General features: G+C 59.0%; 10 protein-coding genes and 1 pseudogene. 4 read left to right on the top strand and 7 right to left on the bottom strand.

The window, feature by feature from the left end; all coding sequences use genetic code 11:
* Window positions 1-3: 3 nt before the first annotated feature.
* From tssG to tssA, 6 genes are read right to left on the bottom strand one after another with little or no spacing between them, the layout of a single operon-like run.
* Complete coding sequence (gene tssG / locus ACVWVP_RS05970) at window positions 4-1,011, bottom strand: type VI secretion system baseplate subunit TssG (RefSeq protein WP_457404693.1); 1,008 nt, start codon at window positions 1,009-1,011, stop codon at window positions 4-6.
* A complete protein-coding gene (gene tssF, locus ACVWVP_RS05965) occupies window positions 975-2,759 on the bottom strand; it encodes a type VI secretion system baseplate subunit TssF (RefSeq protein WP_457404692.1) in 1,785 nt (594 codons plus the stop codon). The genes tssG and tssF overlap by 37 nt, the downstream gene beginning before the upstream one ends.
* Window positions 2,749-3,168, bottom strand: a complete 420-nt coding sequence (tssE, locus tag ACVWVP_RS05960; RefSeq protein WP_457404691.1) for a type VI secretion system baseplate subunit TssE — start codon at window positions 3,166-3,168, stop codon at window positions 2,749-2,751. The genes tssF and tssE overlap by 11 nt, the downstream gene beginning before the upstream one ends.
* On the bottom strand, window positions 3,165-4,640 hold the full coding sequence (gene tssC / locus ACVWVP_RS05955) for a type VI secretion system contractile sheath large subunit (protein ID WP_259171660.1): 1,476 nt from the start codon (window positions 4,638-4,640) through the stop codon (window positions 3,165-3,167). Before tssC ends, tssE begins: the two co-directional genes overlap by 4 nt.
* A 27-nt stretch (window positions 4,641-4,667) precedes the next feature.
* Window positions 4,668-5,165 carry a type VI secretion system contractile sheath small subunit gene (gene tssB, locus ACVWVP_RS05950; protein ID WP_178922381.1) on the bottom strand — a complete coding sequence of 166 codons (498 nt, stop codon included), beginning with the start codon at window positions 5,163-5,165 and terminating at the stop codon, window positions 4,668-4,670.
* 32 nt (window positions 5,166-5,197) lie between these two features.
* Complete coding sequence (gene tssA, locus ACVWVP_RS05945) at window positions 5,198-6,739, bottom strand: type VI secretion system protein TssA (RefSeq protein ID WP_457404689.1); 1,542 nt, start codon at window positions 6,737-6,739, stop codon at window positions 5,198-5,200.
* A gap of 477 nt (window positions 6,740-7,216) precedes the next feature.
* Between tssA and ACVWVP_RS05940 the strand changes: the two are divergent.
* A pseudogene (locus tag ACVWVP_RS05940) lies at window positions 7,217-7,731 on the top strand (Hcp family type VI secretion system effector).
* 52 nt (window positions 7,732-7,783) lie between these two features.
* On the opposite strand, the gene ACVWVP_RS05935 reads toward ACVWVP_RS05940, so the two are convergent.
* Window positions 7,784-8,605: an aldo/keto reductase gene (locus tag ACVWVP_RS05935; protein ID WP_178922375.1), complete on the bottom strand. Its 822-nt coding sequence runs from the start codon at window positions 8,603-8,605 to the stop codon at window positions 7,784-7,786.
* Between the two features lie 106 nt (window positions 8,606-8,711).
* Between ACVWVP_RS05935 and ACVWVP_RS05930 the strand changes: the two genes are divergently transcribed.
* From ACVWVP_RS05930 to ACVWVP_RS05920, 3 genes are all read left to right on the top strand, one after another.
* Window positions 8,712-9,206: a DUF1543 domain-containing protein gene (locus ACVWVP_RS05930; RefSeq protein ID WP_259171663.1), complete on the top strand. Its 495-nt coding sequence runs from the start codon at window positions 8,712-8,714 to the stop codon at window positions 9,204-9,206.
* Between the two features lie 105 nt (window positions 9,207-9,311).
* Window positions 9,312-10,412 (top strand): polyamine ABC transporter substrate-binding protein, encoded by a 1,101-nt coding sequence (locus tag ACVWVP_RS05925; RefSeq protein ID WP_457404687.1) that lies wholly within the window; start codon window positions 9,312-9,314, stop codon window positions 10,410-10,412.
* 25 nt (window positions 10,413-10,437) lie between these two features.
* Window positions 10,438-11,856 (top strand): aminotransferase, encoded by a 1,419-nt coding sequence (locus ACVWVP_RS05920; protein ID WP_457404686.1) that lies wholly within the window; start codon window positions 10,438-10,440, stop codon window positions 11,854-11,856.
* The last annotated feature ends 34 nt before the right edge of the window (window positions 11,857-11,890 follow it).

Raw genomic sequence — 11,890 nt, 5'->3', positions numbered from 1 at the left:
TCCCTAATGAGCGTTGCCGGCGAGCGTGAGCGCGCCGTCGGCATATTCGTGTCCCAGCCAACTGGTCCAGCCCAAGCCACACACGTTGTTGTCGCCGATGTGCAGCGGTCTCGCCTCCCCTTTGGCCAGCGCCAGGCGCAGGTCGAATTCCAGAGGGTCCCTGGCCGTCAATCGAACCAGGGAACACAAAGGTTGGTAGTCGATGCCTACAGGCAGGAATTGGTGAAATCGCGACCAGGAAAGCCCCCGTACATGCACCCTGAACTTGCCGCTGCGGTCGGTAATTCGACTTCCCAGCACCAGGTCCTCTCCCACTGTGTTGTTGCCTGCCCCCAGTCGATTGCGCTGCCGAGCAGTGATGACCACCGAGCGCTCTACACACTGCTCGAGGTACACATCGTGGTGCTTGAAGTAGTAACGCAGCACGGTCTCGATCAGTGCGGCCGAATGCACCCGCAGGCTCAACAACCCCAGGTAGGGCAACAGTCGCTTGCAGTCCAATTGCGCGGCACCGCGTATCTGCGCCCCGCCCAGGCCGAGCAGCGCGAACATCTGTTCGGAAAAACCATCGCGTGCTCCTCTACGAAAACACGTCCGATAGCGGTACTTGCGCCAGACCGGCAACAGCAGTCGCTGCAGGCGGTGATGAAAAACGTCCATAAAATCCCGAGTGGTAGTACCTGCCGCGTGTTCAACAGTGGCCTGCTCGGCATAAAACGCGGGCAATGGCGAACCGGCGCCGAGCAGGCCCAGTACGTTGAGACGTATGCGTGCCCGCAACTGATCGCGCTCCATAAAAAACACCACCTGGTCAATGTCATGCCCTGGAAACCCGAACCCCGGGTTGGCCTGGAACTCAAGGTGGTCATACAGCGCGTCCTCATCCAGTTGCGGATGGGCAACGCGCAAACGATCGATCACTTGCAGGACCGCTTGAAACAACGAGTACTCACGGATAACTCGGGATAATTCGGTTAAAGCAGGGGCTGCTGGCCCTTCCGGGGTGGCCATAGGTACACGTCTCCTTGTGTGCTGATGACCCGCAGTTCGTGGAACGAATTCAGGCTGGCGTAAAGTGCAAAAAACTCATTGAGCGCCGAGGCGAATACAAACAGGTCGCCTTGGCCCGTGAAGCCCTGGGGGTCAATGTTCAGGTCGATCCGCAAGCCACGCATTGGCAACCCTCGATGCAATCGGTCGACCGCTTCGTGACTGACAGATCGCAGCGCGCCCAATTTGCGCTGGCTGACGCTCTGCGCCTGTCGGTCGTGATACCGCGGCAGGTCGTAGGTTTCGAGGATGACTTTCAAGGCGCTGATGTCGGTCAACGACAGGTAGTTGAGCGACAGGTTGCTGATCAGCTTCCAGAGAAAGTCTTGGTCCAGGGGTGGGTTGAAACTCGGCGTTGGTACGCAGATATTGCGAAATGACAGAAACTCCGGCGTCTGCTCACAGGGTTGGTTGATGTCCCCTATTTTCAACTGCCTTGGCAGGTTGTGATTGGTACAGGTCAATTCGATGGAAAGTGTCTCCTGACCCTGAGCCAGGCCGGCACCAAAGCTCAACCAGGTGTCGAGCCCGTGCTGCACCGATGTGCGCTGACGAATGCTGTAGCTGGGCGCTGGCGCCGAGGCGCCGTCACCCCGATCATGCTCGAAGGATTCAAACGGTACATAGGGCCGGTAACCCAACCCGCCCGGGCGCCACCCGGTGACATGATCGACGGAAAATACAGCCGCATTACCCCGCGCAAACTCCGCTGGCATCAGCAGGTATTCGTCCTGCTTTCCATCCAGCCGAATCGGTACTGCGTCATGCTTGAACAGATTGACGATGGGTGTGCAATACAGCTTCACGTTGTCCAGGCTCGGATGCACCGGTTCGGTTTCCCGGGTGTGAAGTTCGAAACGCAACTCCACATACCTCGCCTGTTGGAGGCAGGAGCGGGGCAACGTCTGCAAAACATCCAGACCGCCGACATCGACAAACAGGTACTTGTCCGGAAATGCGAAGTACTCCTGCAGATGGCGGTATCCAACGAAGGTGTTCGCCGGATAAGGGATCAGTGCGTGATCCTCGTCAAACCCCACGGGCTGAACCTGGCCGGCCCCCAACCGCAACGATGGCACCCGCCCGTCAGGCCCATCGACCAGCTGCCCCTCATGATCCAGAAGCAACAACTCGATGCCGTCCAGATGACGCAACAGGCTCAGGTACAACCCCTGGCTGACAGGCTTGTCCCCCGTCAGGTGCAAGCGCAGCTGGCTGAAGCTCCACTCGCTGAAACTGCCCTGGGCACTCATTTCCAGGCGCAGGCTCAGCACTGCCCGGCTTCCCGAGCAGCGATACTCCAGGCCACTCAATTGCAGTGGCAGGACCTGGGTGGTGTAGCAGGTCCGAAAACGGCAACGCTCACCCTTGATGGCCACGCTTTCAACCGACGTATCACGCTCGACCGTCACGGGGGTGCAGCCGTGCTGCAACGGTTCAAACTGCAAGATGCTGAAGGACGGCAATGGCCGCATATAGTTGGGCCAAAGCAGGTGCATCAACGAGTGGGTCAACTCGGGAAGCTCATCCGCCAGTTTCTGACGCAGGCGTCCGGTCAGGAAGGCAAAGCCTTCGGGCAAGCGTTCAACATCCGGGTCTTGCCCTGCCTCGGCGAGAAACGGTGCCAAGGCCGGGTTACGCTCGGAGAAGCGTCGCCCCAATTGACGCAAGGCACTGAGCTCACTTTGGTAAAAACGATTAAGGGACATCAGGCGATCCCTCCACCTGTCCCGCACCCACCAAGCGTGCACTGAACACAACCGGTTGCATGACACCGTCAACAACCAGCGTCGCCTCAATGCAAAATGCCAGGGCCAAGGGATCATGGTGACCGGGCGCCCCCTTGACCCGTACATTTGCCAGGCGCGGTTCATAAGCCTGGATAAACCGTTCGATCGAAAGACGCGACTGACTCAACGACTCATGCAGGCTCAAGCGCATGTCATTGAGATCCGGCAGCCCATAGTCGGGCAGCGTAAGCACACTGCCGGCGCGAGTGCTGAGCATCTTTCCCAGGTGCGCAGCAACAGACGCCACGCGACTGAGGCGGTTGGACGTCGGCCCTTCAAGCCGTTCGAAGAGGCTGCGATGTTCGGAGAGTCCTGGGCCCATGTTCATTCTTTGTCGAGCTTGCCGACCAGGGACAGCGTGAAATCCGCCCCCATGTACTTGAAGTGCGGGCGCACACTGAGATTGACGCGATACCAGCCCGGTTCGCCTTCGACATCGCTGACGACAATACGCGCCGCCCTCAACGGACGCCGCCCACGGACTTCTGCGCTGGGGTTTTCCTGGTCCGCGACGTATTGGCGGATCCATTTATTAAGTTCCAACTCGAGGTCGGTACGCTCCTTCCACGACCCCAACTGCTCGCGCTGCAACACCTTGAGGTAATGAGCCAGGCGGTTGACCACCATCATGTAAGGCAACTGAGTACCCAGGCGGTAATTCAGCTCAGCTTCTTTCCCCTCCGCGCTGATACCGAATGTTTTCGGCTTTTGCACCGAGCTTGCGGAGAAGAAAGCCGCGTTATCACTGCCCTTGCGCATGGTCAGGGCGATGAACCCCTCTTGCGCCAGTTCATATTCACGACGATCAGACACCAACACCTCGGTCGGTATCTTGGTTTCGATTTCCCCCATGCTCTGGAAGTGATGCAATGGCAGGTCCTCCACCGCTCCCCCACTTTGCGGGCCGATGATGTTCGGGCACCAGCGAAACCTGGCGAAACTGTCGGTCAGCCGAGTGGCAAACGCGTAGGCCGTATTACCCCACAGGTAGTGCTCATGGCTGTGCGCCACGTTTTCCTGATAGGCAAACGTCTTGACCGGGCATTCAAGGGGATCGTAGGGCGTCCTCAGTAAAAACCGGGGTACGGTAAGCCCCACGTAACGGGAGTCCTCGCTTTGGCGAAAGCTCTGCCACTTGGCAAATTGCGGGCCCTCAAAGTGGTCCTTGAGGTCCTTCAGGTCGGGCAACCCGGTGAAGCTTTCCAATCCGAAGAAGCCAGGCCCTGCCGCCGCAATGAACGGTGCGTGGGCCATGCAGGCGACACTGGCGGCGTACTGCATCAACTTCACATCGGGTGCGCTGGGCGAGAGGAAATAATTGGCAATGACGGCGCCCACAGGCTGGCCACCAAACTGACCGTATTCGGCGCTGTAGATATGCTTGTAAAGCCCTGACTGGGTAATTTCGGGTGAGTCTTCAAAGTCGTCCAGAAGGTCCTGCCGCGAGACATTCAGGAGTTCTATCTTGATGTTTTCACGAAAGTCAGTACGGTCGACCAGCAGTTGCAGCCCCTTCCAGGAGGCTTCGAGAGCCTGAAAATCCGGGTGATGAAGGATCTCGTCCATCTGGAGGCTGAGCTTGGTATCGATCTCGGCGATCATGCGGTCTACCAGGCGCTTCTTGACCGGCTCATGCTTGTTCTGCGGCTTGACCAGCTCTTCGATGAACGCCGACACACCACGCTTGGCGATACCGTAGGCCTCGTCGTCCGCACTCAGCAGGGTCTGGGCGATGATGTGGTCGAGAATGCTGTATTCGCCCGCAGGTTGTGTCGGTTGTGGAGTTAACTGGGTGGTCATTGTGTCAGTGTCCTTTTACTGAAAATGTCAGGCTGCAGGGTTGTTCAAGCCCAGCTCGGCCAATACGCGGGCACGGGCATCGTCATCGGCCAGCGCCTGCTCAATGGCTCTGCGAAAACTCGGGGTATTGCCCAGGGGGCCTTTCAGCGCCATCAACGCTTCACGCAGCGCCATCAGCTTTTGCAGTTCGGGTACCTGCTCCACCAGGCTCGCAGGGTTGAAGTCCTTCATGGAGTTGATCCGGACCTGGACAGCCAGTTCTTCAACCTCTGCCGCCTCCTGGAGCCGATTGGGTACGCTCAGCGTCAAGGCCAATGCCTGTTTGGCCAGTACCTCATCCAGGGTGTTCTTATCAATGCCGATGGGCTTGCGGTCTTCGAGCTTGCGCAGGTCCTCGCGCTGACTGAAGTCCCCCAGCACCAGCAGTTTGAGCGGCAACTCAACCTCTTCCTGCGCACCTCCCACTGCGGGTTTGAATGTGACGTTGATGCGTTCCTTGGGTGCTACCGAACCTTCTTTGGCCACGGTCGTTCTCCTTTTTCGAGGGGGTCAAAAACCTATTCAATTACCGCTTCGAGGTCGAAGCGGCACAGTTTTCGATGGGTGTCTTCCTTGCGTTCACGTACAGCGTGGCTTTGCGGCAATTGATCACAGCATCGGTACAAGAGCTGGGCCACCTGAAGCGCCAACTCGGGCTCCCAGCGGTCGAGACCCGCCCGGTGCAATTCGTCATCCAGCTGTTCGAGCTGGACCTTCGCCAGTTCCTGCTTGCCCGCCAGCACACACAGACGCGCCATCGCCAGCCGCCAATGAAATCGGGCACGCTCACCCTGGGCTGCGGCCAAACCTTGCTTGAATTCGCGCACGGCAACTTTGAGGCCATCCTTGCGTAGCCGAGGCATAACGTCCTTCAGGGCGACTTCCCAGGGTTCAGCCTTGGCGTCGACCACACCGGGAAGCTCGGGCGCTTGGAGATGGCGATTGACCTGGAGCGCGATCCAGTCGCGGGTGGCGGTATCTGCAAACGGCACACCGTCGTGAAACCGGAACTCGGGCAGGTTCGGCAAACGTTGCAGCAGCAAGGCGAACATGACTTCCAGTTCGGTCATGGCCTGGTCGGCCTGCAAGGCTTGCAGGCACTCCCAGACCAGGCGCAAGCCATCGAACCAGAACATGGCCCCAGCCAGGCTGGCCTCCAGCTCGACCAGCAGGTCAGCGTAATGCCCCTGGGCAAAGCGCTCCTGGTACTTCTTGAGCTTGTCGGATGCAGGCCCGCGAAGCACGGTGACCCGCTCGCTGTCAGCGTCCGGGTACCGCGTCAGCGCCAACCAGACCAGTGTCCGATTGAGGCGCTGGGCACGCAGGTCGGTGGCGTTCTGGCGCTGCCACCACACGCACAATGGCCGGGCTTGCTCTTGCAAGGTGCGCAGCGCTCTGTGGGCGTCTTTTTCGTTCTCTATAGCAGGTTGCGGGCTCAGCAACTGAGTCGCAGCCTGCCTGACCTGGGAGACCAGGCTTGCCGGCCGAGAAGCCCCCTGCTCCGCCTGTTCAAGCCTCTGCACCAACTGCCGGCGCATGGGCAGTAACAGCGGTGCGTCATCGCCCAACTGCAAGGCCCATAGGTCGTCAAGGCACGCGAGGTGCTCCAGTAGGGTTTGAAACAGCGGCCGTTGATCCTGAAGCGGCAGGTTTTGTGCGAACAAAGGCTCCAGGCGCAACACCAGCCAGCCAAAGATCGCACCACGGGTACGCGGCTTTTCCGGAAACACCTGTACCCAGTGGTGCTCACAGAGATAGCGCAGCATCCCAAGGCCGGCCAACAACCCAGGAAAGGCTTCGCGCTGGTGCAATGCCCATGTCAGCCAAACTGCTACCCGCAGATCCTTGGAGTGCTCGCGCAACAGGCACTCGCTGGTTTCCAGCACTTTGTTCCAATCTGGCTGGGAGGCACCATGAATTGACTGGATCTTTCCGAACTCCAGTTCCAAGGCCTCGTACTCACTTGAAAAGCGCATATCACTGCCCGCAAAACTTGTTTGCGAGCATGGCGAACGTGCAAGTTCAACATAGTAGTCACAAAGCTTGCTTGAGGAGTCCATTCAATATCACGCGTAACTATCCAAGGAAGTAAAGGCGAACTAACCACACATACAATGCAAATCAGATCGCCATCTAAACTTCGCAAACACCTTGACGAAGTTCGCAAACCTTAGCCACACCACCGCCAATCAGCAAGCGACGGAACTGCACTTAAGCAATTTCCTACACGCCAGAAAAATCGGCACATGCGCATCATTTTGCGCAGTTTAAAAAACAACACAGGCTGAATTAACCAACAACCCAATAAACTACCCACCCTTACTACCGAGCAACTAACTGCACACCTTTGCGCAAACAAATACCGCTAAAACAACCCACACTGATATAAACACCGCAAAAACAAATCCGACTTCAGCTCCAGCACCCTGTATTCATTGACCCTCACACTTTCAGGCACGCTTTTTGTTATAGGCAAATACCCGCCCGGTGGATTCACCGTACGGGACTACCTTATCAATCAGGCAAGGAAACCACTCATGCCAACACCCGCATACCTTTCAATCACCGGTGTAAAACAGGGTTTGATTACGGCAGGCACATTCACCCAGGACTCGGTAGGCAATATTTATCAGGAAGGTCATGAGGACCAGATCCTGGTCCAGGCGTTCGCCCATCAGGTGATCATCCCCCGTGACCCACAATCGGGGCAGCCAACGGGCAGCGGGTGCATAAACCGCTGATGATCAGCAAGGTGTTCGATAAGTCATCACCGTTGCTGTTCAGCGCGCTGACCAGTGGCGAGGAAGTCAAATGCCGGCTGGAGTGGCTGCGCACGTCATCGGCGGGCACCCAGGAACACTACTTCACCATTGAACTGGAAGGCGCGGCCATCGTGGATATCCAGTCGCGCATGCCCAACTGCCAGGCCCCCGAAAACGCCCACTTCACGCACCTGGAGGATGTGTATTTCACCTATCGCAAAATCGTGTGGACCCACGAGGTCTCCGGCACTTCAGGGTCGGACGACTGGCGTAGCCCGGTAGCCGGCTAAACCTGAGTGAAGCAGAGGCGGCACCACGGACGGTGTCGCCTCCGCCCCTCGTCTACACCATCGCCAATGGGTGTTTACGCTTGGGCGCTCCGAACACCCGGTCGATGGCATCGAGGTCGTGCTCATCGAGCACCAATTTGGCGGCAGCTGCGTTCAGCCGCACATGCTCCGGGGTTACGGCCTTGGGAATGGCGATCACACCGTCCTGGCGCAGCACCCAGGCCAGGGAAACCTGGGCCGGCGTGACTTCGTGACGACGGGCGATCTGCTTGAGTGTCGGGCTGGACAGCAACTCACCACCCTGGGCAATCGGGCAGTAGGCCATGAGTGGCAAATGATGTTGTTGCCACCACGGCAGCAGGTCGTATTCGATGCCGCGCTCTTCAATGTTGTAGAGCACCTGGTTTGTCGCGCAGGCAGGAGAGGCGAGTTCCTGCAGGTCTGCCACATCGAAATTGGAAACACCCCAACGGCGGATCTTGCCAGCTTCGCGCAAGCGCTCGAACGCATCGACCGTCTCTTCCAGGGGGTATTGACCACGCCAGTGCAGCAGATACAGATCGATGCAATCAGTGCCCAGGCGCTGGAGACTGGCCTCGCAGGCACGGGGCACGCCCTGGTGGCTGGCATTGTGCGGGTAGATTTTACTGACCAGGAACACCTGGTCGCGGCGGCCGCGAATGGCTTCACCCACCACCGTTTCAGCACCGCCTTCACCATACATTTCGGCGGTGTCGATCAGGGTCATGCCCTCGTCGATACCCAGTTGCAATGCGGCGACTTCAGCACGCCGCTGGCCGGGGTTTTCGCCCATGCGCCAGGTGCCCTGGCCGATGACAGGGACGGGCGTGCCCGCCAGATCAATGGTTCGCATGACAAGCTCCTGATGAGTTCGCGGATTAACAATGTGGCATTAGCCGGACAAAGGGGTTCAATCGCAGTATGGTTGCCCCCTGTCAAGTCGCCAGGAAGAACCTGCAATGCTGTTTGTCGTGATGCTCGGGGGCAAGCACCCACGGGCCAGAATCGAAGTGCATGATGTGGTATTCGCCGCGGCGGATACGCTGGAAGCCACGTACCCGCAATTGCGCGATGCTTGGTTCGGCAGCCCCAAGGGCGTGCATATCGATTCGTGGATGGCCATTGATGGCCTCGACGGTTGGAAGGTCGAACTCAGCCACCTTGCACCCCAGGCCGACGCGCATCACCTGTACTTCATCAACCTTGGGGGCTACGAGGCGAACAGCTTTGGCGAGGCCCACCACTACCTGCTGGTGGTTGCCCGCAACAAACGGGAGGCAACGAGCAAGGGCAAGCAGCAGATGCTGCGCCATTGGTCCCAGGCCCACACCGACGCTGTCATGGACATCGATGACTGCCTGCCCATCGACCTGGTGGACGGCCGTTACCTGCACCTGGTGCAGGGCCCGCACCGGCCGATCATCCAGCAGAACGACTATATCGTCCTGCCCTGAACCGCCTCCCCCTACCCGAACGGGGTATGGCGCACACCTGCCACCTGCCTGACAGTGCAATCAGTCCCTCAGCCTGATAACAAGCACAACACAAGGTGGGTCCCCATGCATAAAGCCTTAATCGCCCTGTTCAGCGCCGCCCTGTTGGCCACTTCAACCCTGAGCCACGCCGCTGATGACCCGGGCAATACCTTGCGCATCTATAACTGGGCGGACTACATCGGCGACACCACCCTGGCCGACTTCGAGAAGGCCACGGGGATCAAGGTGATCTACGACACCTACGACTCCTACGAAACCGTGCAGGGCAAATTGCTCTCTGGGCGTTCCGGCTACGACCTGGCGCTGCTCAACGCCTCCCTCGTGCCGCTGTTGATCAAGGGCAAGGTGTTCCAGCCGCTGGACAAGACCCAACTGCCCGACTGGAAAAACCTCGACCCCGTGGTGCTCAAAAGCCTGGAGGCCCATGACCCGGGTGTCACCTATTCGGCACCGTACACCTGGGGCAGCAACGGCGTGACCTATAACGTCGACATGATCAAGGCGCGCATGCCGGATGCGCCTATCGGTTCCCTGGCGATGATCTTCGATCCCAAGGTCATCGCCCGGTTTGCCGACTGTGGCATCACCTTCATGGACTCACCCACCGACATGATCCCCCTGGCCCTGACCTACCTCGGCCTGGACCCCAACAGTGTGGCGCCCAAGGACCTGAAGGCCGCCCAGGACGTGCTGATGGCAGTGCGCCCTTACATTCGCAAATTTGATTCCAGCGGTTTCATCAACGGCCTGGCCAACGGCGACCTGTGCCTGGCAACCACCTGGTCTGGCGATTACGCCACCTCCCAGGCTCGCGCCACCGAAGCCGGGGCCAAGGTCAAGCTGGACTACTTCATTCCCAAGGAGGGTTCGCTGATCTGGTTCGATAATTTCTACATCCCGGCCGACGCGCCCCATGTGGCCAATGCCCATAAGTTCATCGAGTTTCTGCTCCAACCGAGCACCATGGCCGGCGTCAGCAACACCATCCATTACGCCAACAGCAACCTGGCGTCCAAGCCGCTGGTCAACGCCGATATCCGCGACAACCCGGCCATCTACCCCGACCCGACGACGATGCAGCGCTTGTTCACGCAAAAAAGCCAACCCCAGGCCGCCGTGCGCCTGATCACCCGTACCTGGAATGCCGTGAAGACCGGCAAGTGAACCCCAGCCTTTGAAGGTAAATGCCATGACTCTGCCAAATCCTGCTTTTTTCGCCCAGTTTGACCACGACAAGCTGGACGCCGCCGACAAAGCCCACTACATGCACGGTTTTCACATGTTCGATGAACACCGTGAGCAAGGCTCGCTGAATATCGCGGTGGGTAACGGCGCCTACATCTACGACACCCACGGCAACCGCTACCTGGATGCGGTGGGCGGCATGTGGTGTACGAATATCGGCTTGGGTCGTGAGGAAATGGCCGAGGCCATCGCCAACCAGGTGCGCCAACTGGCCTACTCCAATCCGTTCTGCGACATGGCCAACACCACAGCCATCGAACTGTGTGCCAAGCTTGCCAGCCTGGCACCCGGTGACCTCGACCACGTGTTCCTCACCACGGGTGGCTCTACCGCCGTGGACACCGCCTACCGGTTGGTGCAGTTCTACCAGAACAGCCGTGGCAAAACGGCCAAGAAGCACATCATTTCGCGTTTCAGTGCGTATCACGGCTCCACGTTCCTGACCATGTCCATCGGCAACAAGGCCGCCGACCGCGCGCCCGAGTTCGATTTCATGAGCGACCTGTTCCACCACATCTCCTGCCCCAACTACTACCGGGCGCCGGAGGGGATGAGCGAGGCGGACTTCCTCGACTTCCTGGTGAACGAGTTCGAAGACAAGATCCTGACCCTAGGCGCCGACAATGTGGCGGCATTCTTCGCCGAACCGATCATGGGCTCCGGCGGCGTGATCATCCCGCCCAAGGGCTACCACCGCCGCATGTGGGAAATCTGCCAGCGCTACGACTTGCTTTACGTCGCCGATGAGGTGGTCACTTCGTTCGGGCGCCTGGGGGCATTCTTTGCTTCCGAAGACGTGTTCGGCATGCAGCCCGACATCATCACCACGGCCAAGGGCCTGACCTCAGGCTACCTGCCCCTGGGTGCGTGCATTTTCTCCGACCGCATCTGGCAGGTGATTGGCGAGCCGGGCAAAGGCCGCTGCTTTACCCACGGGTTCACCTACAGCGGGCACCCGGTCAGTTGCGTGGCCGCGTTGAAAAACATCGAGATCATTGAGCGCGAACAACTGCTGGCCCATGTGGAAGACGTCGGCGTGTACCTGGAACAACGCCTGCAGACCCTGGCCGAGTTGCCGCTGGTGGGGGACATCCGGTGCCAGCGCTTGATGGCTTGTATTGAATTCGTCGCGGACAAACGCACCAAGGCCTTGTTGCCGGATGCGGTCAACATCGGTGAAAAAATCCACCTGCGCGCCCAGGCCAAAGGTTTGTTGGTACGCCCCATTGGACACCTGAACGTGATGTCACCGCCGCTGATCATCACCCACGCCCAAGTCGACGAAATCGTGGAGACCTTGCGCCAGTGCATCCTCGATACGGCCGCTGAACTGCGTGAAAGCGGCGAGTATCAAGGCCGATGAGCCATAACGCCGAGCCCGTCTCGGCGTTTTTGCC

This window comes from Pseudomonas sp. TE24901, from assembly GCF_054058375.1.
Note: the sequence above shows the minus strand (reverse complement) of the source record. Positions and strands in the feature narration are given on the sequence as shown.

Bases quoted from the DNA above. Each gene is read 5' to 3' on its own strand.
- ACVWVP_RS05930 (WP_259171663.1), top strand. From the start codon at position 8,712: ATGCTGTTTGTCGTGATGCTCGGGGGCAAGCACCCACGGGCCAGAATC.
- tssF (WP_457404692.1), bottom strand. From the start codon at position 2,759: ATGTCCCTTAATCGTTTTTACCAAAGTGAGCTCAGTGCCTTGCGTCAA.
- tssG (WP_457404693.1), bottom strand. From the start codon at position 1,011: ATGGCCACCCCGGAAGGGCCAGCAGCCCCTGCTTTAACCGAATTATCC.
- ACVWVP_RS05920 (WP_457404686.1), top strand. From the start codon at position 10,438: ATGACTCTGCCAAATCCTGCTTTTTTCGCCCAGTTTGACCACGACAAG.
- tssA (WP_457404689.1), bottom strand. From the start codon at position 6,739: ATGGACTCCTCAAGCAAGCTTTGTGACTACTATGTTGAACTTGCACGT.
- ACVWVP_RS05925 (WP_457404687.1), top strand. From the start codon at position 9,312: ATGCATAAAGCCTTAATCGCCCTGTTCAGCGCCGCCCTGTTGGCCACT.
- ACVWVP_RS05935 (WP_178922375.1), bottom strand. From the start codon at position 8,605: ATGCGAACCATTGATCTGGCGGGCACGCCCGTCCCTGTCATCGGCCAG.
- tssC (WP_259171660.1), bottom strand. From the start codon at position 4,640: ATGACCACCCAGTTAACTCCACAACCGACACAACCTGCGGGCGAATAC.
- tssE (WP_457404691.1), bottom strand. From the start codon at position 3,168: ATGAACATGGGCCCAGGACTCTCCGAACATCGCAGCCTCTTCGAACGG.